Genomic DNA, 21,895 nt, shown 5'->3' with positions numbered 1-21,895 from the left:
GATGTCGACGCTCGGACTCGTGACCATCGGTCAGGCCCCCCGGACCGACGTGACGCCCGACATCGCGGCGGCCCTCCCGCCGGAGGTGGACATCGTCGAGGTCGGCGCGCTCGACCGGTTCGACTCGGCGGCCGAGGTCGAGGCCGCGGTCGGCCCGCGCGATGGAAAACCGGTGTACGTCTCCCGACTCGCCGACGGCACGGCCGTCACCGTCGACCGCGAGTCGGTCGTCGACCTCCTCGGAGCGCGCATCCGCGACCTCGAATCCGAGGTGACGGCCATCGGCGTCCTCTGTACGGGTCACTTCCCGCCGTTCGACGTCAGCGTGCCCGTCTTCGAGCCGAGCGACCTGCTTTCGGCGTGGGTTTCGACCATCCTCGACGGGGGCACCCTCGGCGTCATCATGCCCAAGGAGGAACAGGAGGCCATGACGTTCGAGAAGTGGGCCGACTACGACCTCGTCACCGCCGCCGGGTCGCCGTACGCCGACGAAGACGAGGTGTCGGCCGCCGCGGCCGACATCGGCACCGACGCCGACCTCATCGTGATGGACTGCATGGGTTACACGCCCGAGATGAAGGCGACCGTCCGCGAGATAACGGACACGAGCGTCCTGCTCGGGCGGTCGGTGCTGGCGAAGACCGCAGAGGAGGTGCTCTGACGTGGCCGACTACCGCGCCGTGGCGAAGCGACTCCTCGCCGAGAACATGAACGCCCGTCCCGGCGAGACGCTCCTCGTCGTGACCGACACCGACACGAACCACATCGGGCGGCCGCTGTTCGAGGCGGGGGTCGAACTCGGCTTGGAGTCCGGGCTGTTCGAGATTCCGCCGATGGAGCGAAACGGGATGGAGCCGCCGGCGTCGGTCGCCCGCGCGATGGAGTCGGCGGACATCGTGGTCTGTCCGACCAGCGCGTCGCTGACGCACACGCGGGCCCGAGAGGCCGCGACCGAGGCCGGCGCGCGCGTCGCCACGATGCCCGGCATCACGGACCAGATGTTCAGCGAGGGCGCGATTACGGCCGACTACGAGGAGGTCGAGCGCCTGACGGCCGCGCTCACGGAGAAGCTCACCGCGGCCGACGAGGCCCGCATCGAGGCCGGCGGCGCGTCGGTGACGATGTCGCTTTCGGGCCGCGACGGCATCCCGAGCGACGGCATCATCGCCGACCCCGGCGACTCCGGCAACCTCCCGTCCGGCGAGAGCTACATCGCGCCGGTCGAGGGGACGGCCACCGGCACGCTCGTCTTCGACGGCGGCCTCGCGGGCGTCGGCGTCCTCGACGACCCGCTGACGGTCGAACTCGACGCGGGGCGCATCGCGTCCGTCGAGGGCGCGGCCGCCGACGAGTTCCTCGACGCGACGAGCGGCGACGACTGCGCCCGGCGGGTGTGCGAACTCGGTCTCGGGACGAACCCGGCGGCGAGCATCATCGGCACCGTCCTCGAAGACGAGAAGGTGTACGGCACCTGCCACGTCGCCTTCGGCGACAACCTCGGCTTCGGCGGCACCATCGACTGCGACTCGCACCTCGACGGCGTCATCCTCGAACCGACGGTTTCGCTCGACGGCGAGGTCGTCGTCGCTGACGGCGAGGTGCGCGTGTGAGCGACCGCGCGCCCTCGACCGGTGACCGCGCGGGCACGGACCACACGGAGCAAACAGCAGACCACGCGGACCGTCCCGCGCTCGCCGCGGCGGCCGCCGACGTCCCCGACCTCGCGCCGTGGCTGGCGCGCCGCGCGACGGTCCGCCAGTTCGACACCGACGCCGAGATTCCCGACGACGAGGTCCGCGCGATGGTCGACGCCGGGCGGAAGGCCCCGACGAGCGGGACGACCCAGATGTACAGTTTCGTCTGGATACGCGACCCCGACCGCCGCGAGCGGATTCATGAACTGTGTAGCCGCGGCACCGTGCAGGTCGAGGAGGCGAGCCACTTCCTCCTCGTCTGCATCGACGTCCGCCGGATTCGACTGTTGTTGGAGCACCGCGACCGCGAGTTCCGGACGACGCCCGCGATGGGGCTGTTGGAGGGGGCGATAGACGCCTCGCTGGCCGCGATGGGCGTGATGCTGGCCGCCGAGAGCCGCGGCTACGGCGTCTGTCCCATCGGCAACATCCTGAACAACCTCACCGAGGTCGCCGCGACGGCCGACCTCCCCGCGGGCGTCCTGCCGGTTTTCGGCCTCTGTCTCGGCGTCCCGCGCCACGGCGAGGCGACCGAGAACGCCCCGCGGGTTCCGCTCGACACGGTGCTCCACGAGGGCGGCTACCGCGACCCCACCGCGGCGCAACTCGACGCCTGCTACGACGCGATGAACGAGATGTACGGCGACAGCGTCTACGGCGACGACCGCCGCGAGTGGCAGGAGACGCTCGAACGCTACTGGGGCCCCAACGGCTTCATGAATCGCCGCGAGGGCGAACTGCTCGCCGCGCTCCGCCAGCAGGGCTTCTTCGCGGCCCGCGGCATCGACGAGCCGGCGGACGCGGACACGGCGGACGCGGACTCGGGCGCGCCGGACCCGGACGCCGACCGGAACGGGAACGGCGGGGGTGCCGCCTGATGGTCGAACTCGGCGTCCTCCGCGTGCTCACCCTCGACGACCCCGAGGAGGTCGCTCTCCACGGACGACTCGTCGAGCGACACTACCCGCACGTCTCGACGCTGTCGCGGTGCATCCCCAACCACCCCGACGGGATTCCGAACGCGGCCGCCGAGGCCGACGCACTCCCGCACATCGAGGCGCTCGGCCGCGAGCTGGCGACCGAGGTCGACGCGCTCTGCGTCAGTTGCGCGCTCGACCCCGGCGTGGAGGCGCTCGACGAGGCGCTCGACATCCCGGTCGTCGGCGCGGGCGCGAGCGTGGCGGCCGTCGCGTCCGCCCGCGGCGAGCGCGTCGGGACGCTCGGCCTCGAAAACGGGGCCGGGTCGGCCATTCGTGACCTGCTCGGCGACCGGCTCGCGGCCGAGGAAGTCGTCGAGGGCGCGGCGACGACGAACTACCTCACGACCGACGACGGGCGGGCGGCGATTCGCGCGGCGGTCGACCGCCTCGTCGACGCCGGCTGTGACGTCGTCGCGCCGAGCTGTACCGGCATCTCCTCGTCGGGCGCGATTCCCGACGTGCGGGCCGACGTTCCGATACCCATCGTCGACCCTGTCGTGGCGATGGGCGCGGTGGCGACGACCGCTGTCGCGCCGCCGCGTCCACCACGGCAGTAAGCTGCCGGACCACCCCGACGGCATTCCGCGCCGCTCGCGCCGCGCTCGGGGTCACGCGCGAGCGATTTTCTCGACAGTCGTCGGTCGATTGTACCGAGCCGAAGTAACGAGCTTCCGACTTCGAACGCTTCCGTCTCCGTGTTTCGAACCGCCCGAAGAGTCGGCCGGCCCCCGTCTCAGTCGGCGGGGTCAGCGTTTTCGAGCCGCCACGTGAATATCGCCCGGAGCACCGCGACGAGGCTGTTCGTCTCGCCGGCCCCCCAGATCGCCGTCTCCGACCGAGGGCTCGACGGAGCCGCGTCTCTGCCGTTGACGAGCACGCTCACGAGCGTTTGCGTTCCGTCGACCATCATGAGGCGGCCCGCGGGCGTGTCCGACCACATCCACAGCGTGTCGAACAGCTCCGCCTCGGGAATCTCTTCGTGAAGCGTGTCCTGAACGTCCGGCGAGATTCCCGCCACCCGAATCGAGACGCCCCGGCGTGCCGCCTCCCCCAGCGCCTCGACGATGTCCTCGGTGAGCAGTCCCTCGACGGTCATGTAGACGATTTCGTCCTCCGCGCCGCCGATGAATTCGAGGACACGGTCCGTGACGGCAGGCTGGCCTTCAACCGTCCAGACGCCACGCTGTTCCTGCTTGCGCTGGGCAGTTCCGAGTTCCTGAAGCGCCGTCGTCAGAAGGGAGGTCCGCTGTCTCATCTCCTGTTCGAACTTCTGGCACGTCGTCTCCGCGGACACCACCCAGAACTTCTTCGGTGAGGACTGCTGGACGTCGACGAGTCCCCGCTCGCGTAACTCGTCGACCGCGTCGTACACCCGAGTTCGCGGGACCTCGGAGACCTCGCTAATCTCCGTTGCCGTGCCGATACCGAGGCTGGTGAGTGCGACGAAGGTCCGTGCGGCGTACGCGCTGAGGCCGAGTTGTTTCAGTTGTTCGATTGCGACAGAACGGAAGTCGTCGCCCGAGTCAGTACTCATAGTGGGTGCCTCGCTGTCTGCGAAACTCAGCCACGACAAGTGGCTGAGGCGGCACGTGTCGGTTGTGGTTGGGACACAGTACTTCGCTGTGTGCCGCACTCTCCATTCGTCTTGGCGCCGTATAGTTGTTTGTGATTAACTGAGTGAATCTATTAAGTGCCTATCGTCTGCGCGTAACGTGCGAAAATCCGGGGGAGACTACTTTGTAACTAAGAAAATAACAACGGCACGTTCGGAGCCGGGGTGAAAGCACGTTTTTAACGCCGAATTAACTCGGTTGGCTAATACTGTCGAAACGTATTCACTCGAAAAGTAACAATTGTTATCCGTTCGCCGATACAAGCGTTCGTGAGGAGACGGGACGCCTCGGAGTTCGGTTGAGACATATGAGCACGGGAGATTCACAAGAAGACGCTATCGACGTACTTCAGCAACTCGGACTCAAAGAGTACGAGGCAAAGTGTTTCGTCGGTCTCACTCGCGTCTCGACGGGCACGGCGAAGCAACTCAGCGAGATTACCGACGTACCGCGGACTCGCGTGTACGACGCGGTTCGCGTGCTGGAGGCGCAGGGGCTCGTCGAAGTCCAGCACTCGAGTCCGCAGCGGTTCCGGGCCGTCCCGCTCGTGGAGGCGACCGAGACGCTCCGTGCGCAGTATCAAAACCGAATCGACCGGCTCACGAACGCGCTGGAGCGGACCGACAGAATCGACTCGGACGAACAGGGCTCGGTTCAGGAAGTCTGGGCGATGTCCGGGACCGAGGGCATCGCGAACCGGACGCACAAGCTCATCGACGACGCGGACGACGAAATCGTGCTCGTCCTCGGCGACGACTCGCTTCTGACCGACCGGTTCGTCGATGACCTGAACGCCCGAGCCGAGGATGTGGACGTGCTCATCGGGGCGGCGACCGAATCCCTGCGACAGCAGGTGCGGGCGGCCGTCCCGAGCGCGACGACGTTCGTCTCCGGTCTCGAATGGCTCCGCGGCGAGAACACCGCCGAGAACCTCGCTATCGGCCGGCTCTTACTCGTCGACCGCTCGTCGATTCTCGTCAGCACCATCGTTCCCGCCACCGGCGAAGAACACGCGATTTTCGGCAGTGGATTCCAGAACGGACTCATCGTCATCTCGCGTCGGTTGCTGTCCCAAGGATTGCTCGGCCGCGACTCGGAGTAATCCGCTAGCGGCGCTGCCGTTCGTTCGCACGTCGGTTCGCTCGACGACGCCTACAGTACGTCGCCCGGCAGTTTCTTTCGGTGGTCGTCGATGACGCGCAACAGCGGTTCGATCTCGTCGAAGCGCGGACCTCTGCGGATATCGTACCAGTTCCCGCTCGGCTCGATGAGGCCCATCTGTTCGAGCTTCGGGAGGTGCACGTGGTACATCTCCAGTTTCAGTTCCCGCACGTCGGTTCCCGGAGGTGTGTGGTCAGCGTCGAACGCGGTGCTGTCGGGCCCCGCTCTGAGAAGCGTGAGAAGCAGTAGACGCCGTTCGACGTGTTGAATAGCCGCAAGTTGCGTGTCAAACGAGAGTGCCGTTGCTCTATCGTCCATGGTGCATGCGAATACAGCGGCGATATTCTTTAATGACACACAAATTCACGTGGTAAGTATTTTTGATTATCCGAGTGAGGTGTGGGTACCTCAGTACGGTTGGACTTCTTTCGAGGACCCGAAACCGGCCGATTCCGACCTCCCACCCGCTTTCACCTCCGATTCGGCGGCCGGGTGGCGGAAGGTGGACGCGCCGAGCGCCACAACTTGTTACTCCGTTTGCTAGATGTGTTTTACTGATAGACTACGTACCAAACGCGAGCCCTCCGGAGAATTATTCATAAAGTAAAAAGATTGCTTTGGCTATAACCAAGACTTAATTCAAAATCAGTCAATTTTATCACCCAAAAGCGGTAACCGTTGGGGTATGAATGGCTCCGACCATGACTGGTGGCCGAACCAGTTGAAACTCGAAACCCTCGACCAGAACGCACAACAGACCGACCCGATGGGCGAGGAGTTCGACTACGCCGAGGAGTTCCAGAAGCTCGACTACGAGCAGGTGAAAGCCGACCTCGAAGAGCTGATGACCTCCTCGCAGGACTGGTGGCCGGCGGACTACGGTCACTACGGTCCCCTCTTTATCCGGATGGCGTGGCACAGCGCCGGGACGTACCGCGCCCACGACGGCCGCGGCGGCGCGTCCGGCGGACACCAGCGCCTCCCGCCGATCAGCAGTTGGCCGGACAACGTGAACCTCGACAAGGCGCGACGCCTCCTCTGGCCCGTCAAGAAGAAGTACGGGAACCAGCTCTCGTGGGGCGACCTCATCGTCCTCGCCGGCAACGTGGCCCTCGAATCGATGGGCTTCGAGACGTTCGGCTTCGCGGGCGGTCGCGCCGACGACTACGTCGGCGACAAGGCCCCCAGCTGGGGCCCCGAAGAGGAGTGGGAGACGACCTCCCCCGACCGCTTCGACGAGGAGGGTAACCTCAAGGAGCCGCTCGGCAACACCGTCATGGGCCTCATCTACGTCAACCCCGAGGGCCCCAACGGCGAACCCGACCTCGAAGGCTCCGCGAAGAACATCCGCCAGACGTTCAGCGGCATGGCGATGAACGACAAGGAGACCGTCGCGCTCATCGCCGGCGGCCACACGTTCGGGAAGGTCCACGGCGCGGACTCCGGCGACAACCTCGAAGCGGAGCCCGAGGCGGCTCCCGTCGAGGAACAGGGCCTCGGCTGGAAGAACAACTTCGGCTCCGGGAAGGGCCCTGACACCATCACCAGCGGCATCGAGGGTCCCTGGACCAGCGCGCCCACCCAGTGGGACATGGGCTACGTCGCCAACCTGCTCGACTACGAGTGGGAGGCCCACAAGGGCCCCGGCGGCGCGTGGCAGTGGCGGCCGGCCGACGAGTCGCCCGCGGACAAGATTCCGGACGCGGCTCCGGACGCGCACCTCCCCGACCAGTTCGTCGACCCGATGATGCTCACCACCGACATCGCGCTGAAGAAGGACCCCGACTTCCGCGCGGTGCTCGAGGAGTTCCGCGAGGACCCCGCGGAGTTCCAGGAGTCGTTCGCCAAGGCGTGGTACAAGCTCCTCCACCGCGACATGGGCCCGCCGTCCCGGCTCTACGGTCCCGAGGTCCCGGACGAGGCGATGCTGTGGCAAGACCCCATCCCGGACGCCGACTACGACCTCATCGACGACGAGGACGTCGAGGAGCTCAAAGCCGAGCTTCTCGACTCGGACCTCTCTGTCTCTCAGCTGGTCAAAACGGCGTGGGCCGCGGCGTCCACGTACCGCGACAGCGACAAGCGCGGCGGCGCGAACGGCGCGCGCATCCGCCTCGAACCCCAGCGTAGCTGGGAGGTCAACGAGCCCGACCAGCTCGATGACGTGCTCGGCACCCTCGAAGGGATTCAGGAGTCGTTCAACGGCGCGCAGTCCGACGACACCCGCGTCTCGCTCGCGGACCTCATCGTGCTGGGCGGCGCCGCGGCCGTCGAGCAGGCGGCGGCGGACGCCGGCTACGACGTCGAGGTGCCGTTCGAGCCCGGACGGACCGACGCGTCGCAGGAACAGACCGACGTCGAGTCGTTCGAGATGCTCAAGCCGGACGCCGACGGCTTCCGAAACTACATCGCGGACGACGTCGAGGAGCGCCCCGAGGACCTGCTCGTCGACAAGGCGGACCTGCTCGCCCTCTCGGCGCACGAGATGACCGTCCTCGTCGGCGGCATGCGCGCGCTGGGCGCGAACTACCAGGACTCCGACCTCGGCGTCCTCACCGACGAGCCCGAGACGCTCACGAACGACTTCTTCGTGAACCTGCTCGACATGGACTACGAGTGGGAGCCGGTCTCGGACGATCAGTACCTGTACGAAGTCCGCGACCGCCAGACGGGCGACGTCGAGTGGGAGGCCACCCGCTTCGACCTCGTCTTCGGGTCGAACTCCCGGCTTCGCGCCATCGCGGAAGTGTACGGCGGCGACGACGGCGAAGCGGAGTTCGTCGAGGACTTCGTCGAGACGTGGCACAAGGTCATGAGCCACGACCGCTTCGACCTCGAATAACCGCGCCGTCCGCCGCGTTCGGTCGCGGCTGAGCGCGCGACGTCGGTTCCCGCCGGGGCGTCTGCGGTCGCGGTCGCCGCCGCGGGCTGATTTTTTGACGTTCTCGCGCCGATTCGATTCCCCCGACTCAGTCGTCGGCGGGAACGTCGCAGTCGAACGTGTCGAGTCGCTCTTGGAGGCCGCCGGTCTGGCCCCTGAGTTCGTCGAGTTGCGCTCGAATCTCCGAGATCGTCGCCGCTCGGGACTCGGCTTGGCTCGCCAGCGCGTCGCTCTGTTCCGCGATGTCCCGCGAGTGGTCGGCGATGCCGATAATCGCGTCGACGACCTCCTCGGTCGTCCGCGCGCCGTCGTCGGTCGCCGTGGCGACCTCGTCGACCGACATATCGACGCTCTCGACGATGTCCGAGACCGCCGCGAACGCCTCGGCGGCGTCGGTCGTCGTCGCCCGCCCCGTTTCGAGTTGCGCCTTCGTCTGTTTCATCTCCGCCTGCACGCGCGCCACGTCGTCGACCGTCTCGGATATCGTCCGCTCGATGGCCGACGAGTGGTTCTGCGTCTCGTCGGCGAGGGACTTCACCTCGTTCGCGACGACGGCGAACCCCTCACTGCCGTCCGAGGCGCGGGCGGCCTCGATGTTCGCGTTGAGCGCGAGCGTGTTCGTCTGCTCGGCGATGGACTCGATGAGGTCGGTGCTCTTCGAGACGTCGTCCATCCGCTCGTCGAGCGACTCGACGAGCGACGCGAGTTCGCCGACGCTCTGTTCGACGTTCTCTATGGCCTCGATGGCCGCCGCCGCGGTTCCGGTCCCCTCGTCGGCGGCCGCCGCGGCGTCGCTGGCCTCGCCCGAGACCTGGTCGGCGTTCGCGGCGATTTCCTCGATTGTCGCCGAGAGACTGCTCAGCTCGTCGGTCGTGGATTCGAGGTCGCTGGCCTGCTCGCGCACGTCCGCGGCGAACGACCCCACGTCGGCCGCGAGCTGTCGTTGCGTCCGTTCGAGCGTCTCGGCGTCGTCGTGGACCGACCGCGTCGTCCGCTCGACGGTCGCCGCGAACGACCGGAGGTCGACGATGGTCGACGAGAGATCGCGCTTCATCGCCACGAAGGCGTCGCTGATGGCCTCGATGGCCTCGATGTCCGAGCCCTCGGGCGGGTTCGCGGTGAAGTCCCCCTCCGAGACGGCGTCCATGGCCGCGGCGAGCTCGTCGGCCCGCACCACCAACTGCTCGTTCAGGCGCTCGACTTCGGCCTTCGCCTCCTCGCTGTCTTCGAGGCTCTGCATCTTCTGTCTGGTCTCTTCCCGAGAGCGCTCGATGGAGAACCAGTTCGTGACCAACGCCGCCGCGAGCGCGAGGAGGAACACCGCGTGGACGAGCCCCCATCCCATCGGGTTGGCGATGGCGTCCGGGTGGTTGTATACCGCTTCCGGATGCGCCATGCCGAAGACGCCGTGCTGGATGGCGACGTACAGGATACCGACGACGAACGGGACCCAGTCCTCGTACACCGCGAGGACGGCCACGATGACGAAAAAGTGGAAGTGCGCCTCGATGTAGCCGCCCGAAAAGTAGACGAGCAGGGCCGAACACGTCAGCAACCCGGTGGACGCGAACCCGCTTCGTAACCGCCGCGGGAGCCACGGGAGCCACGCGAAAAGCGCCAGCACCGCGACCGCTCCGACACCGACCAAGACGTGCTCGACGGGCGCGGCGGTGAAGCTCGCACCCGTGACGTACGGTTCCGATCCGGTGAAGTTCCCGAGAGCGTACAAAAGCGGTGCGTGCGCCACGAGGAAGACGAGGATGTTTCGGTGCCGCGCCCGCCACGACTCGCTCGGAATCGAGTCCCCCTGCGGGACGTATCTCACTGCGTCTCGAAGCCCCTGTCGCCACCGCCCCACACCGCCGCGACGACGCTGTCTGTCCGCTGTCGGCGTTCCCATACCCCTCCCCTTCGACTTCGCGGTGAAATGAATTGGCGCTCGTTTATCAACGTTGATTCTCCCACTGGCAATTTTCGTTCCCAGAACCCCAATATTGTGGGGTTTTCGGCGTTTCCCTTTCCGTTTACCTAATTGATGCTTGACGGGTTTCCGTGCGGTCGGTGGGACTCGTCAGGGGTGTGTGTGGCGCGGGCGAACCTCGGTCACGCGACGGTGGTACCCGCACTGCTCGGACCATCGTATTTTTTCAGTTGGCTGTCCTCTCACTGATATGGACGGCGGTGACGTCTCGGTCGCCTGTGTTGGACTCTCCCGTGAGTTCGGACCCACTGTCGCGCTCGACGGTGTCGATATCCGCCTCGACGAACCCGAGATTCTCGGCCTCGCGGGACCGAACGGTTCCGGTAAGACAACGCTCATCCGCTGTCTGCTCGGACTGCTCGCCCCCTCCGCGGGGACGAGTGCCATCAACGGCGTCCCTTCACTCGAACTCGGGCCTGCGACGCGCGGGCGAATCGGGTTCATGCCACAGCGAGAAGCCGTGTACTCCGACCTCACGGTCCGCGAAAACGTTGCCTTCTTCGCGCGCTTGTACGGCCTCTCGAACCGACGTGAAGCGGTCGAACGGGCGCTCTCGTTCGTCGAACTCGGTGACCGGGCCGACGACCGTGTGCGGACGCTCTCGGGCGGCCTGGTTCGCCGGGTGAGTCTCGCGTGTACGCTCGTCCACGACCCCGACGTCATCGTCCTCGACGAACCCACCGTCGGGGTCGACCCGGTGCTTCGGGCGTCGATGTGGCGCGGATTCCGCGAGCGGCGTGACGACGGTGCCATCGTCATCGTGTCGACGCACTACCTCGGCGAAGCGACGAACTGCGACCGCGTGTTGTTCTTGCGAGACGGGCGCGCCCTCGCGGTCGACACGCCCGACGCGTTCCTCGCGTCGACGGGGGCCGCCGACCTCGAAAGCGCCTTCCTCGAACTGTTGGGGGAGCGATGAACGGGGCACAGGCGGTCTCGCTCCGAATCCTGATGACGCTTCGGGGAGACAAACGGACACTCGGATTGATTCTCGTCGTTCCCGTGGTCCTCATCTACTTGTTGAGCGAGGTGTTCGAGCGCCCAACCGAAGTCGCGCCGGTACTGCTCGCGGTGTTCGTGTTCATGCTGACCTACATTCTCACCGCAATTGGGTTCCTGCGAGAGCGTCAGGCGGGGACGTTCGAACGCGTCCTCGTCTCACCCATCTCACGGCTGGAACTGGTCTTGGGATACGTCCTCGGGTACGGGTTGCTGGCGACTGCGCTGTCGCTCGTGGTGCTCGGCGCGTCGGTTCACTTCTTCGAACTCGAGTTCGAACACGGGGTTGCGCTCTTTTTTCTCGTCGAATGGCTCGGCGCGCTGTCGGCGCTGGCCATCGGTATTCTCCTGTCGCTGTTCGCCCAAAACGAGTTCCAAGTGATGCAGTTCATCCCCGTCGTCATCTCCCCGCAGATTATCCTCGGTGGCACGTTCATGCCCGTCGAAGACCTGCCGTTCGCACTCGAAGTTCTCGCACGGGTCATGCCGCTTACCTACCTGATTCAGGGAATGAACTACGTCGTTCTCGACGTGGGGAGCGCGAGAGACCTCTGGGTCGCGGTCGTGGCGCTCCTGTTTTTCACCGAACTGTCCGCGATCGCCGCCAACGAGACGCTCCGGCGAGTCCGGTGAGAGTCCGGAGAAATCGCTATATTCCAGTCAAACGTATATCATTAAATGCCACCGCAACCTGGAAGACCGTTTGACTACACGAGGGAGAACATCCGAGGTAGTGTGCCTGCGGAAGCGGGAGTGTACTGGCTTCGAACGAATGACGGTGTCGCGTATATCGGAGAGAGCAATAATCTACAACGCAGATTGTTTGAGCACGCCGAGAAAGACCCTCTGCGATTCCAGTATGACACTGTGCGGTCGTACTGTGAGCGGTACGATTTGGTGAACTACCCGTGGCGATCGCCAAAGTGGATGGCGCATAAGATCGAGAACACCGAATTGAGCCTCTACGAAGACCGGTTCGGTAGGCTCCCCCCGCTGAACCAGAAGCGTAACAACCACCGGACAGACGTACTCGAGAGTGTCATTGAGACGGTGTATCGAGAAGGCAAAAACTGGTGGCCATAAGCGCTCCCCGCTCGTTTCGGGACCCCGGTGAAGAGGCACGGTTTCGATGTGCCGCCGAGGGCGGCTGGTCTCGCTCAACTGGTGTTGCCGATGAGTTCAGGGAGACTCGTCTGGTCAGTTATGAACCACCGTATGCACCGGGGGGAGCTTTGCGTGAACCCGGAGTGAACGAGCATCGATTCTTCTTATACTTAGGATGTCAATGACATCGACCGTGCCAACCGGGTGATCGAATCGGTTGAATTCTATGCACGCTGTTCGCCGATGACGGTGGTGACGGTGCATACATCGAGGTCTTCTTGTACAGCGCACCGAGTTTCGGGTGGTACAGCGGGTCACCGTCCGAACTTTCACGGACGTACTGCGGGTGGTAGTGCTTCAGCTGAAGCCCTCGAGGACGGTGCTGGCTATTCGGGAAGAGATCAGTAATAGCCGAGCGGTCGATCCGGAGCTGGTGGTTGTAGCCGACTACGTCCTCGTTGTTCGAATCGTAGACGACGTGCGAACCCTCGATATCGGCCGAGAGCATGAACAGACGCATGAAGACGCCGTCGCGTCGAACCAGTTTCTTCGTCTGATCGCGGTCGATCCGCAGATAGCGTTCGTCCTGAGTTATCGTCGAGAACTCGTGTGGCTCCTCGGCGAAGTACTTGCGCGACCAGTCGAACCCGACCTTCTCGCAGACTCGGCGCATCACCCACGTGATGACGTGCGGTATCTCGTCTAACTCGAGGTTGACCACGTTCTGCAGTTTCACGTTCGTCGCGGGACCGAGAGCCGCAGGAACGCTATCCGGTCGGTTCTCGTCGGACCACGCGAGGCGCGGCTGTACGCAGACCGGAAGCTTCCGCTCACCCTCGCCGTAGGCGTTGATGTCGTACTCGAGAAGCGAGTTCACCGTGTCTGCCTCGCGTGGTGAGAGACCCGACTGGTGGAACCCCATCGATACCTCCCACGTCTCGGTTCCGTCCTCCTCGAGGCGGGGCACCTCGATCTCGATCTTCGAGACACCGCCGTCGATGTGGTTGTACAGCTGACGAACCGCCCAGTACGGCGACGAACCGTATTCGCCGTAGAGGAGATCGCCGCGCGTCTCGTGGGGCGCGCTCGCGACGGAACTCATCGCCGGTCCTCCTCCGCGAGATCGCGGCCGCAGTACTCACAGCGGAAGATGCAGTCGCTGTCGCGGCTACAGGACGGACAGCGAACCGTCATTGCCACCGCTCCGGGTTACCGCCGTGCCGACCGGACGCACCGTTCCACGGGTCCGGAATCGGAACGTCGAGACCGCCCGCGGAACCGCGCTGTAGGCGAACCAGCGTGTCGCACTCGTGGCAGCGGTGCGCGCGGTCCTCGCGATCACCGTAGACGCGGCGGAAGTCGCGGGTGACGTGTGACCCGCAGTTGAGACAGCTGCTCTTTCGGCTCTCCGAGTCGAGCAGCATCATGCCGACCACCCCGTCTGTCCCGCCTGACCGCAAGACAGCGGCGACCCGCGTTCCGTTTCGTGGTGGACTCTTTTTCGGCCCCCGCTCGCGAATATATATACTCGCGATGAGACCAGCCGGTAGCAGTCGTGAGCCGGTCGTTTTCTACATATAGAAAACGCCAAAAATTTGGACGGACCCGACGGGCTTTCGTGCGAGAGACGAACGGGGTCTAGATTTCAGGCGATTGTGGGGCTGTACGGCGTATTTTCGAGGTGGGCGATATGACGGGTTTTTGGCTCCATTTCGTTCGAAATCTGAACGCTGGTATTTGCCCCCGGCCAGAACAATTCGTTGTCAAATCGTCTCCTTGCTAGTAGACAACGGTGACTCGAGTACGTTCACTTGTGTAGTAGTTTAAATAGCAGTTTCACAAGAACTGGATCCAACGGTTACTATTCCAAATACCCCGAGTTGCTCTGTACATACTGTGTCTCACCCCCGACCTTGTTCAATTAGTGTATGAATAATTATACATGGTTTCCCCATGTACTGCGTAGAAATGCGGACGAAAAAGCTCCCAAAGGAGGCACCGGGGAAGTACGTCGAATACCATCCGCGTCCGTATTACTCGCCAGATTCGCTTCCTCCAGAGCCGAAAATCGAACTCTCCGACGAGACACACGACCTCGTCGCCGACGCGGCTTACCAGATTGGTCGTGTCGATGGCATCAGTTCGACAGTCGACTTTGCGGCCGTCCTCTACACGACACTCATCCGAATCGAGGCAGTCGAGTCAGCTCGAATCGAGGGTGCAGAAGTCGATTATCAGGACGTCGCCGCATTCCACACGAAACACGAAGACGGCGACGACGCCGAACCGCAAAGCAAGGACTTGCGTGAAGCCCTGAACTACGAGGACGCGCTTCTGTACGGTATCGAGCACGTCGAAGGCGGGGGCGAACTCACGCTTGACCTGTTCAAACACCTCCACGAGATGCTCCTCGATGGTGTCCGTAACGAGGGCGATGTCGTCGGGGAGTTCCGTGACCACATGGTCCGGCTCAATAGTCCGAATCCAGCCAAAGACCCGTTTATTCCTCCGTCGGCGTCGTCGCTCGACGGTCTCATGTCGTCGCTCGTAGAGTACGTTGGGATGGATGGTGAGTACCACCCACTCGTCGACGCCGCGATTATCCACTACTTCTTCGAGACGGTTCACCCGTTTTCAGACGGGAACGGGCGTCTCGGCCGACTTGTCATCATCCTCTATCTGGTCGACCAAGGCTACATCGAGAGTCCGTACATCTACCCGAGTGCGTACTTCAACCGGAACAAGGTCGAGTACGTCGAGAAGATGCGGGCCGTGAGTGAGCAGGGCGAGTGGGTCGAGTGGATAGACTTCTTCCTCGAAGCACTTCGGTCACAGGCTGAAGAGTCGTACGACCGGACGTGGGCACTCAAAGAACTCCAGACGAAGTACGAAACTGAATACTCGGGGAGCACGTCCACGGACAGGTTCGCCCGCAAATTACTCGAAATTCCGTACTTCACGGCGAACGACATCGTTCGAGAGCTCGACGTGTCCCGCGGGACGGCGTACAACGTCATCGAGAATCTCGAAGACGCTGGACTCATCGAGGAAGTCACCGGGGCTGAGTGGGGTCAAGAGTACAAGGCGGTCGACGTGTTCGACGTGTTCGAGTAGACCGATTCGCCGCGAAGGTTTAAGCCATAAACCGGGACCATCCCGGTTTATGCACCGCCGACCGTTCCTCACCTCGCTCGCACTCGCATCGACTGCTGGTCGTACGACGTCGAGACGCCGGGGAAGCTTCGAGCGAGTATCGCCGACCTCGACGACGCCGACGAAGTCGAAACGAGACGAGAGGTTGCCAGCGAGTGGGAGCACCTCGCCGACCGTGTCCCGGTCGTTCGAGCAGCGCTCAACGAGTACGATTGGGCGACCAAACGAGACTCCATCTCCGTTTGACTAGCTATGTCTCTCGAGTGACGCTCACTCGCAGATGCACTCGTGTCGCTTCGCCGACTGGTTGACGACGTACTCGTGAGTCTCCGCCGCGAGTTCGTACAGTTTCTCTGCACGCTCTCTCGCGGCGAGTCCGTCCTGATAGTACGTCTTCGCACGGTGGTTCCGCCAGAGGTCCTGGAGGCTTTCGGCGACGTGTTTCGAGAGGATGCCACGCCTCGACGCTTCCGTGTACACGCCGGGGTGCGTTCCGGGAAGATCTCGTGGCTCGACGCTACCTTCGAGGAGTTTGAACTCGACGACGCGCTCGATGGCGACGAACGACGCCTCGATGACCAACGTGTAGAACCCTCGTTCCAGCAGTGCCTCTGCGCCCGCGAGCAGTCGACACGACTTTCGGAGCTGGAGGACGTCCGCCTCGTTCGTTTCGAGGCCGTCCTCGATATCGTCGGGCCGATAGTCGAAGGCAGCTTGCACCTCGTCTACTAACGTCTCGATTCGGGTACTACTCACTAGACATCACCTCCGTCCGGAGTCGTTGGAACTCGTCGCCGCCGTAGAGGGTGATTCCCTCCCGGAATATCTCTAGGAGCTTTTCGCCTGCTCGGAGCGCACTCTCCTCGCTCTCGACGAACGGTTCGAACGTGTACCGGTCGCCGTTGAATCGCTCTTCACCGAGTTGACTGGCCACGTTCGAGACCACGCGACGGGCAGTCGTTCGGTCGCCGTCGACGACGACGAACACGTCAACGTCGCTCTTCCGGTCGGCGTCGCCGCGGGCGACGCTCCCGAATACGAGAACGCCGAGTAACCGGTCGACTTCGTCCGAGTCCTCGACTGCCGTCTCGACGTTCTCTACGAACGCACGAACTGGTGCGTGGTACGCGGTCTGTTCGATGCTGAGTACCGGGTCGTCTTTCTGGAGGCGTTCGGGATCGATAGAGACGTACTTTCGCTGTGTCGTCTCTCGAACTCGTACGACGCCGAGTTCGTCGAGGAACTCGACTGCCCGCCAAATTGTCGACCGACTTCGGTCGGTCACTTCGGATAGTTCCTTCAGTGTGAACTCCGACTGGTGGGCGTCGACGAGCAGTCGAAGCACGTCGTCGGCCGCGTGGAGCCTGAATATCTTCGCGTCGTCACCGGGAGTGACGGGAACGCAGATATTTATACCCTGTTTCGTTTTGTCGGACACTGTCTGATTCTGTGCAACGAGATATAATAATCGTTGGCCCGTTCGCTATCTCTTCTGATTGTGAATACGTAGCCGAACGAAATCTACGGCAGTTCGTCATACGGGCACCTCAAGTCGCCGTAGTCTAGCGATTAGAAGAGCGACGGACCCGACGGGAATGCGCCATGGGCTGTGACGAATCTGTTTTAATCGGCGCGTTGTCTGGCGGTTAGAGACGCTGTCTAGAACTATCTAAGATACCCTTCGACTTGCTCGACGACCCTGTCTACAAACGCATCTTCGACTCGACCCTGCCACGCGACGAAGTCTTCGTTTCGAGGTGAGTGGACTGCCCACGGAGAGACGAACGATTTCCGTGGAACTCCTCCGACTTCCCACAGGTCACCGGTGAGTGGGAGTGAGCCATCGTACTCCTTCGTCGAGATGGCGACGGCGATGTACTGCTGGTCACCGAATGGGTGCGTATTGTTGTTGACGATGAGCCACGGCCGTTGTCTGTCGTCGCCGAGTTTGAACGGGTCGGAACTCCTGACGACATCTCCACGCTCGGGTTGCATCTAGTGCTCGTCCTCGTCTCGTTCACTCGGATGTTGGGTCTCTGGGGCGACTGCGTCCCATTCGTCGGCGTCGATGCCGCCATCTTCGTCGTTGAGTCGCCCGCTCGCAGTGTGGAGGTCGTAGGCGGCGGCGACGCGTTCGTCGTCGTCCGTAATTGCCCAGAATTCTCCCTTGTGCCGAACGAGATTCCGGGCTTTGAGCCGAGAGAGTGCGGTCCCGACGGTGTTCGGGTCTTCGCTGATGGCAGTCGCAATCTCGGAGCGGGTGAACGCTTGGTCGCTGTGAGTGTAGAGATACGTGACCACCTGCTCTGGGACGCTTGGGCCACGGGGTAGGTCACCAGACTCGAAGTCGTCGATGCTCACGGGCATACTATGGAATTAGTGTGCTGATGTAATGAGTGTACTCCTGTACTCTGTGTGCTAGTGTCTCGTTGGGAGAGTTCGTCATGGTGCGTGACGGAACCGATTGGCGGGAAAAAATGCTAAATCGGTGGCTACAGCGCCCGCTCTTCGGTTCTAAAGCGTTCCAGAACTGTACGGACCCGACGGGGATTCGTTCGGTGGGCGAACGGGGTCTAGATTTCAGGTGTTTGAGGGACTGTGCGGCGCATTCACAGCGGGGTCAGTCGACCGTATTTTTGGACTCATTTCGTTCGCCAAACGAACGCCATCCTTTGTCAGACTCATATTTCCAACCTAGTGGATATATGTTCTACCACCTCGTAGAATCGAGTATGCCCGACGAAACCCGGAACGAACCCCGCGCGTCGATGACCCGAGGTGAGCGAATCCGTGCCGCCGCTCGCACCCTTCGAACGCCTCGTACCGCGTCGTGGGTTGCAAACGAGACGGAAGTCTCCGTCAAGACGGCACAGAAGTATCTCGACCAACTCGTCGAGGACAACGTCCTCCGCAAAATAGAGCAGGGCGACCAGACGCTCTACTGCGTCGACCAGCTTATGGCGACCTATCGAGAGGTCGCGGCACTCCAGCGAGAACACAGCCGAGAGGAGTTGACGAGCGCCCTCGACTCGATGCGGAGCAAGATTACGGACTGGAAGCAGTCGTACGGTGTTGAAACACCAGGCGAACTTCGGGCGAGTATCGCGGACCTCGACGACGCCGACGAAGTCGAGACACGGCGAGAAGTTGCCAGCGAGTGGGAACATCTCTCCGACCGCATCCCAGTCGTTCGAGCGGCGCTCAACGAGTACGACTGGGCGACTAAACGAGATTCCATCTCTGCGTGACCAAATGGGCTTATCCGGAACTATCGACAGTTCGGTCTACGAGGGGCTGAAGGACGTTCTTCAGCGACATCCTGCGGTCACGTCGGTGTCCTACGAACCGGACAGCATCGTCAAGAAGTACATCCAAGCAGAACTTGACCCCAATCGAGTCGTGCCGACGACTGGGCCAGAGTCTCCAACACTCGACGTGGAGTGGCGGTTCGCCGGAGACGAGTCACAATTTCGGATTCATTACGCAGACCCGAATACAGAGTTCAATTGTGGATGGCATCGGGACGACGACCATCCCGAACTTGGGGCGGTTCATTTCCAGTATTATCTGCCAGATAGAGAAGAGACCAATCACGAGGCGGCTCAGTTCGAGAAGCAGATTCCGACAGAGATTCTGTGGACGGTTCTGGACAGGTTGTTTCAGGAGCGGCTTCCCGAACTAACGATGGAATAGGTAGCGTTGGGAACGAACGAAATCTTGGACAGTTTGTTCATTGAAGCGGTGAGGGAACTTCTGGGGTCTCTCTGCGTCGAATATGCCGTTTTAGAAAATGACGGACCCGACGGGATTCCCGCGAGCGCAAGCGAGCGGGAAGTCGTCGGGGGAGTGAGCGGAGCGAACGGACCCGACGGGATTTGAACCCGCGACATCTTGGTCCGGAACCAAGCACTCTGTCCACTGAGCTACGGGCCCTCAGCGGGCAGAGCTACACGGCACCGACGTAAAACCGTTGTGGAACCCGCGCCGGCGGCCGATTACGTTCCGGTCGCGTCGGCGTCGACGACGCTGTGTTTCCACGTTCCGCGGGTGAACCACGCCGTGGCCGCAATCGCACCGAGAATCTGCCCGACGGCCATCCCGAGCCAGATGCCCGTCTCGGCGAAGCCGAACTGGAACGAAAGCAGGTAGACGATGGGAACCCGGCCTAACCAGAGCGCGAAAAGCGAGAAGCCGAGGGCGGTCTTCGTGTTCCCCGCGCCGCGGTACGCGCCGAGGACGACCTGGAGAACGCCGATGAAGCCGAACTCGAACGCGCGGATGCGGATGTACTCGACGCCGAGGTCGATGGTTTGGGCGGCCGAGGCCGTCCCGGTCTGGAGGAAGAACGCGACGACGGGTTCGGCGAAGACGTACGCGAGGACGCCGGTGACGAGCATGACGCTCGCGCCGACTTTGGCGGCGAGCCAGACGGCGCTCTCGGCGCGGTCGGGTTTCTTCGCGCCGAGGTTCTGGCCGACGATGGTGTTCGTCGCCCGACCGAGGCCGAGCGCCGGAAGGAACACGAGCGACGTGAGGCGGTTGCCGAGGCCGAACGCGGCGACGACTTCGGGGGTGAACGTGACGACCATCGCGGTGAGGGTGATGAAGCCGAGGGCGGTGGCGGACTGCTCGATGGCGCTCGGGACGCCGATATCGACGATTTGCTTGATGTACTCGAACTGCGGGCGGAAGTCGGCGAGTTGCACGTCGGGGCCGGCGCTCGTCCCGAAGATGACGTAGATGCCGATGACGGTGGCGACGGCGCGCGAGAGGACCGTCGCGTACGCCGCGCCGGCGACTTGGAAGCCGTCGAAGCCCGTGGCGGCGAACAGGCTGGCCTGCAGGCCCTCCATCCCGAGCATCGAAAACAGCGGGTTGGCGTCGAAGCCGAAGATGAACACGGGGTCGATGACGACGTTGATGAGGACGCTGATGAACATCACGACCATCGGGGCGCGGGTGTTGCCGTAGCCGCGCATGAGCGCGGAGAAGACGAAGAAGCCGAAGAGGAACGGCAGGCCGAGGAAGAACACGCGCATGTAGTCGCCGGCGAGGGGGATGACCTGCCCGGCGGTCGCCTCCGAACTCGGGAGGACGGCGAGCATCGCGTCGGTGGCGAAAAAGCCGATGACGCCGACGACGACGGCGATAACGGTGATGAAGGTGAGCGTCTGTCCGGCGACGGTCCCGGCGGAGCCCTCGCTTTTCGCGCCGGTGTACTGGGCGACGAGCGTGCTCCCCGCGACGGTGAAGCCGCCGCCGACGGAGATGAGCAGGAAGATGAGCGGAAACGCGAGGCTGATGGCGGCGACGGCGTCGGTCGAGAGCCGACCGAGCCAGACGGTGTCGGCGAGGTTGTACGCCACCTGGAGGAGTTCGGTGACGATAATCGGCCACGCCAGTTCGAACATCGGGCGTTTGAGGTCGCCCTCGGTGAGGGAACCGCCTTCGGGGAGGGACACTGAACAGGTGAGACTCGCGGAGACCGTTTGAAACCGTCGATTAGCGTCTTCGAACGTGGGTGCGTCCCGGCACCGAACGAGCGCGACTGGTCGAGTCGCGACGGGGCGGCCGTCCGCACGAGCGGCGACCGCGGCTCACCGGAGCGGGTGGCGTCGCGAGAAACGGTGGGTGGTTGCAGTTCGTCGCGTTACGGCGCTTCGCCGGTCTCGATGGCGAAGTCGGCCTTCGGGTAGGCGACGCAGGTGAGCGTGTAGCCGTTGTCCATCTCCTCGTCGGAGAGCGTCTCCTGGGTGTAGTGCGTGATGTACTCTTCGGCCGGGCCGTTGGTAATCTTCGCGGCACAGGAGACGCACGAGCCCTGCCGGCAGGCGTACGGGAGGTCCATCCCGGCGTCTTCGCCCTGGTCGAGCACCGTCTCGTTGCTCGCCAGTTCGATGGTCTCGCCCTGCTTGACGAACTCGACTTCGAAGTACTCGACTTCGTCTTCGGGCATGTCGGCGGGGCTTGGTTCTTCCTCCGCTTCCTCGCCTTCGAGTTCGGCGCCCTCTTCGCCGGCTCCGACCGCGGCGACGCCGCCGCCGCCCCCGATAGAACGGTTCATCGGCTCGGGGAAGTCGGTCTCTGCGACGGTCGCCGCGCGGCGTTCGAGGACCTCCTGTGTGATGTCGGCGGTCGGCTCCCAGCCGGTGCCCTTCGAGTAGTGCAGGGCGACGACGAGGAGTACCAGGACCAAACCGGCCCCGACACCCACCAGACTGATGACTGCCATACCGGCGGATATGGAGGGAGGGGTTAAGGAAATTGTGATTGTGGCGGCACCCGCGGGCGGTCGATTTCGCCCCCGAAACGCGGGTCTCGCGGAGGTT

General features: G+C 63.5%; 23 protein-coding genes, 1 tRNA gene and 1 pseudogene. 13 read left to right on the top strand and 12 right to left on the bottom strand.

The features are described 5' to 3' along the window. Nucleotide 1 precedes the first annotated feature (1 nt). Genes IEV64_RS18825 through IEV64_RS18810 form a run of 4 tightly spaced genes read left to right on the top strand, consistent with a single transcriptional unit; the run spans nucleotide 2 to nucleotide 3,231 of the window. Entirely contained in the window at nucleotides 2-661 is a 660-nt protein-coding gene (locus IEV64_RS18825; RefSeq protein WP_188424997.1) for an AroM family protein, read from the top strand. A gap of 1 nt (nucleotide 662) precedes the next feature. Next, on the top strand, nucleotides 663-1,610 hold the full coding sequence (locus tag IEV64_RS18820) for an aminopeptidase (protein ID WP_188424995.1): 948 nt from the start codon (nucleotides 663-665) through the stop codon (nucleotides 1,608-1,610). After that, nucleotides 1,607-2,572, top strand: coding sequence for a nitroreductase family protein (locus IEV64_RS18815; RefSeq protein ID WP_007275407.1), 966 nt, complete (start codon nucleotides 1,607-1,609; stop codon nucleotides 2,570-2,572). The genes IEV64_RS18820 and IEV64_RS18815 overlap by 4 nt, the downstream gene beginning before the upstream one ends. Continuing rightward, complete coding sequence (locus IEV64_RS18810; RefSeq protein ID WP_188424993.1) at nucleotides 2,572-3,231, top strand: aspartate/glutamate racemase family protein; 660 nt, start codon at nucleotides 2,572-2,574, stop codon at nucleotides 3,229-3,231. The genes IEV64_RS18815 and IEV64_RS18810 overlap by 1 nt, the downstream gene beginning before the upstream one ends. A gap of 176 nt (nucleotides 3,232-3,407) precedes the next feature. Here IEV64_RS18810 and IEV64_RS18805 read toward each other — a convergent pair whose 3' ends face one another. Next, a complete protein-coding gene (locus IEV64_RS18805) occupies nucleotides 3,408-4,208 on the bottom strand; it encodes a TrmB family transcriptional regulator (RefSeq protein WP_188424991.1) in 801 nt (266 codons plus the stop codon). A 386-nt stretch (nucleotides 4,209-4,594) separates the two neighbouring features. Between IEV64_RS18805 and IEV64_RS18800 the strand changes: the two genes are divergently transcribed. After that, nucleotides 4,595-5,389, top strand: a complete 795-nt coding sequence (locus tag IEV64_RS18800) for a TrmB family transcriptional regulator (RefSeq protein ID WP_004976490.1) — start codon at nucleotides 4,595-4,597, stop codon at nucleotides 5,387-5,389. A gap of 50 nt (nucleotides 5,390-5,439) precedes the next feature. On the opposite strand, the gene IEV64_RS18795 is transcribed toward IEV64_RS18800, so the two are convergent. Continuing rightward, complete coding sequence (locus tag IEV64_RS18795) at nucleotides 5,440-5,766, bottom strand: hypothetical protein (protein WP_152420733.1); 327 nt, start codon at nucleotides 5,764-5,766, stop codon at nucleotides 5,440-5,442. Between the two features lie 367 nt (nucleotides 5,767-6,133). On the opposite strand from IEV64_RS18795, the gene katG reads away from it, so the two are divergent. Then, on the top strand, nucleotides 6,134-8,290 hold the full coding sequence (gene katG / locus IEV64_RS18790; RefSeq protein WP_007275411.1) for a catalase/peroxidase HPI: 2,157 nt from the start codon (nucleotides 6,134-6,136) through the stop codon (nucleotides 8,288-8,290). A gap of 127 nt (nucleotides 8,291-8,417) precedes the next feature. Here the strand turns inward: katG and IEV64_RS18785 are convergent, their stop codons facing one another. Beyond that, nucleotides 8,418-10,154, bottom strand: a complete 1,737-nt coding sequence (locus IEV64_RS18785) for a methyl-accepting chemotaxis protein (RefSeq protein ID WP_188425024.1) — start codon at nucleotides 10,152-10,154, stop codon at nucleotides 8,418-8,420. 346 nt (nucleotides 10,155-10,500) lie between these two features. On the opposite strand from IEV64_RS18785, the gene IEV64_RS18780 reads away from it, so the two are divergent. Genes IEV64_RS18780 through IEV64_RS20160 form a run of 3 tightly spaced genes read left to right on the top strand, consistent with a single transcriptional unit; the run spans nucleotide 10,501 to nucleotide 12,392 of the window. Next, the gene (locus IEV64_RS18780) at nucleotides 10,501-11,229 is read left to right on the top strand and encodes an ABC transporter ATP-binding protein (RefSeq protein WP_188424988.1); all 729 of its coding nucleotides are present in this window, start codon (nucleotides 10,501-10,503) and stop codon (nucleotides 11,227-11,229) included. After that, the gene (locus IEV64_RS18775) at nucleotides 11,226-11,942 is read left to right on the top strand and encodes an ABC transporter permease (protein WP_007275415.1); all 717 of its coding nucleotides are present in this window, start codon (nucleotides 11,226-11,228) and stop codon (nucleotides 11,940-11,942) included. Before IEV64_RS18780 ends, IEV64_RS18775 begins: the two co-directional genes overlap by 4 nt. A 45-nt stretch (nucleotides 11,943-11,987) precedes the next feature. Further along, nucleotides 11,988-12,392 (top strand): GIY-YIG nuclease family protein, encoded by a 405-nt coding sequence (locus IEV64_RS20160; RefSeq protein WP_152420734.1) that lies wholly within the window; start codon nucleotides 11,988-11,990, stop codon nucleotides 12,390-12,392. A gap of 199 nt (nucleotides 12,393-12,591) precedes the next feature. Here the strand turns inward: IEV64_RS20160 and IEV64_RS18765 are convergent, their stop codons facing one another. Together IEV64_RS18765 and IEV64_RS18760 are read right to left on the bottom strand one after the other, a co-directional pair. Next, nucleotides 12,592-13,515 (bottom strand): DUF7845 domain-containing protein, encoded by a 924-nt coding sequence (locus IEV64_RS18765; RefSeq protein WP_229722758.1) that lies wholly within the window; start codon nucleotides 13,513-13,515, stop codon nucleotides 12,592-12,594. Nucleotides 13,516-13,603: 88 nt separating this feature from the next. Next, nucleotides 13,604-13,840, bottom strand: coding sequence for a DUF7563 family protein (locus IEV64_RS18760; protein WP_081909213.1), 237 nt, complete (start codon nucleotides 13,838-13,840; stop codon nucleotides 13,604-13,606). 541 nt (nucleotides 13,841-14,381) lie between these two features. On the opposite strand from IEV64_RS18760, the gene IEV64_RS18755 reads away from it, so the two are divergent. Together IEV64_RS18755 and IEV64_RS20155 are read left to right on the top strand one after the other, a co-directional pair. Next, a complete protein-coding gene (locus tag IEV64_RS18755) occupies nucleotides 14,382-15,527 on the top strand; it encodes a Fic family protein (protein ID WP_188425023.1) in 1,146 nt (381 codons plus the stop codon). A 96-nt stretch (nucleotides 15,528-15,623) separates the two neighbouring features. Next, nucleotides 15,624-15,812: pseudogene (locus tag IEV64_RS20155) on the top strand (DUF7342 family protein); the annotation flags it as partial. A gap of 24 nt (nucleotides 15,813-15,836) precedes the next feature. Here IEV64_RS20155 and IEV64_RS18750 read toward each other — a convergent pair. The 4 genes from IEV64_RS18750 to IEV64_RS18735 all read right to left on the bottom strand — a co-directional run bounded on the left by IEV64_RS18750 (nucleotide 15,837) and on the right by IEV64_RS18735 (nucleotide 17,933). Then, entirely contained in the window at nucleotides 15,837-16,322 is a 486-nt protein-coding gene (locus tag IEV64_RS18750) for a DUF8154 family protein (protein WP_188424986.1), read from the bottom strand. After that, complete coding sequence (locus IEV64_RS18745) at nucleotides 16,315-17,004, bottom strand: helix-turn-helix domain-containing protein (RefSeq protein WP_188424984.1); 690 nt, start codon at nucleotides 17,002-17,004, stop codon at nucleotides 16,315-16,317. The genes IEV64_RS18750 and IEV64_RS18745 overlap by 8 nt, the downstream gene beginning before the upstream one ends. A gap of 227 nt (nucleotides 17,005-17,231) precedes the next feature. Further along, the gene (locus IEV64_RS18740) at nucleotides 17,232-17,561 is read right to left on the bottom strand and encodes a hypothetical protein (protein ID WP_188424982.1); all 330 of its coding nucleotides are present in this window, start codon (nucleotides 17,559-17,561) and stop codon (nucleotides 17,232-17,234) included. Continuing rightward, on the bottom strand, nucleotides 17,562-17,933 hold the full coding sequence (locus IEV64_RS18735; RefSeq protein ID WP_188424980.1) for a hypothetical protein: 372 nt from the start codon (nucleotides 17,931-17,933) through the stop codon (nucleotides 17,562-17,564). A 365-nt stretch (nucleotides 17,934-18,298) separates the two neighbouring features. On the opposite strand from IEV64_RS18735, the gene IEV64_RS18730 reads away from it, so the two are divergent. Together IEV64_RS18730 and IEV64_RS18725 are read left to right on the top strand one after the other, a co-directional pair. Next, nucleotides 18,299-18,814, top strand: coding sequence for a DUF7342 family protein (locus IEV64_RS18730; RefSeq protein ID WP_188424978.1), 516 nt, complete (start codon nucleotides 18,299-18,301; stop codon nucleotides 18,812-18,814). Nucleotides 18,815-18,899: 85 nt separating this feature from the next. Further along, nucleotides 18,900-19,259 carry a hypothetical protein gene (locus IEV64_RS18725; RefSeq protein ID WP_229722756.1) on the top strand — a complete coding sequence of 120 codons (360 nt, stop codon included), beginning with the start codon at nucleotides 18,900-18,902 and terminating at the stop codon, nucleotides 19,257-19,259. A 167-nt stretch (nucleotides 19,260-19,426) separates the two neighbouring features. Here the strand turns inward: IEV64_RS18725 and IEV64_RS18720 are convergent. The 3 genes from IEV64_RS18720 to IEV64_RS18710 all read right to left on the bottom strand — a co-directional run bounded on the left by IEV64_RS18720 (nucleotide 19,427) and on the right by IEV64_RS18710 (nucleotide 21,798). Continuing rightward, nucleotides 19,427-19,499 (bottom strand) — tRNA-Arg (locus IEV64_RS18720). 62 nt (nucleotides 19,500-19,561) lie between these two features. After that, complete coding sequence (locus IEV64_RS18715; RefSeq protein ID WP_007275418.1) at nucleotides 19,562-21,028, bottom strand: MATE family efflux transporter; 1,467 nt, start codon at nucleotides 21,026-21,028, stop codon at nucleotides 19,562-19,564. A gap of 188 nt (nucleotides 21,029-21,216) precedes the next feature. Then, nucleotides 21,217-21,798: a 2Fe-2S iron-sulfur cluster-binding protein gene (locus IEV64_RS18710; RefSeq protein ID WP_049920582.1), complete on the bottom strand. Its 582-nt coding sequence runs from the start codon at nucleotides 21,796-21,798 to the stop codon at nucleotides 21,217-21,219. Nucleotides 21,799-21,895: the final 97 nt, after the last annotated feature.

The sequence above is a fragment of the Haloferax sulfurifontis genome (genome assembly GCF_014635105.1).
Taxonomy (GTDB): Archaea; Halobacteriota; Halobacteria; order Halobacteriales; family Haloferacaceae; genus Haloferax; species Haloferax denitrificans.
The sequence above is the reverse complement of the archived record's forward strand: the minus strand, read 5'-3'. Positions and strand labels throughout refer to the sequence as shown.

Bases quoted from the DNA above. Each gene is read 5' to 3' on its own strand.
- IEV64_RS18825 (WP_188424997.1), top strand. From the start codon at position 2: ATGTCGACGCTCGGACTCGTGACCATCGGTCAGGCCCCCCGGACCGAC.
- IEV64_RS18810 (WP_188424993.1), top strand. From the start codon at position 2,572: ATGGTCGAACTCGGCGTCCTCCGCGTGCTCACCCTCGACGACCCCGAG.
- IEV64_RS18805 (WP_188424991.1), bottom strand. From the start codon at position 4,208: ATGAGTACTGACTCGGGCGACGACTTCCGTTCTGTCGCAATCGAACAA.
- IEV64_RS18800 (WP_004976490.1), top strand. From the start codon at position 4,595: ATGAGCACGGGAGATTCACAAGAAGACGCTATCGACGTACTTCAGCAA.
- IEV64_RS18795 (WP_152420733.1), bottom strand. From the start codon at position 5,766: ATGGACGATAGAGCAACGGCACTCTCGTTTGACACGCAACTTGCGGCT.
- katG (WP_007275411.1), top strand. From the start codon at position 6,134: ATGAATGGCTCCGACCATGACTGGTGGCCGAACCAGTTGAAACTCGAA.
- IEV64_RS18780 (WP_188424988.1), top strand. From the start codon at position 10,501: ATGGACGGCGGTGACGTCTCGGTCGCCTGTGTTGGACTCTCCCGTGAG.
- IEV64_RS18775 (WP_007275415.1), top strand. From the start codon at position 11,226: ATGAACGGGGCACAGGCGGTCTCGCTCCGAATCCTGATGACGCTTCGG.
- IEV64_RS20160 (WP_152420734.1), top strand. From the start codon at position 11,988: ATGCCACCGCAACCTGGAAGACCGTTTGACTACACGAGGGAGAACATC.
- IEV64_RS18765 (WP_229722758.1), bottom strand. From the start codon at position 13,515: ATGAGTTCCGTCGCGAGCGCGCCCCACGAGACGCGCGGCGATCTCCTC.
- IEV64_RS18760 (WP_081909213.1), bottom strand. From the start codon at position 13,840: ATGATGCTGCTCGACTCGGAGAGCCGAAAGAGCAGCTGTCTCAACTGC.
- IEV64_RS18755 (WP_188425023.1), top strand. From the start codon at position 14,382: ATGCGGACGAAAAAGCTCCCAAAGGAGGCACCGGGGAAGTACGTCGAA.
- IEV64_RS18740 (WP_188424982.1), bottom strand. From the start codon at position 17,561: ATGCAACCCGAGCGTGGAGATGTCGTCAGGAGTTCCGACCCGTTCAAA.
- IEV64_RS18735 (WP_188424980.1), bottom strand. From the start codon at position 17,933: ATGCCCGTGAGCATCGACGACTTCGAGTCTGGTGACCTACCCCGTGGC.
- IEV64_RS18730 (WP_188424978.1), top strand. From the start codon at position 18,299: ATGCCCGACGAAACCCGGAACGAACCCCGCGCGTCGATGACCCGAGGT.
- IEV64_RS18710 (WP_049920582.1), bottom strand. From the start codon at position 21,798: ATGGCAGTCATCAGTCTGGTGGGTGTCGGGGCCGGTTTGGTCCTGGTA.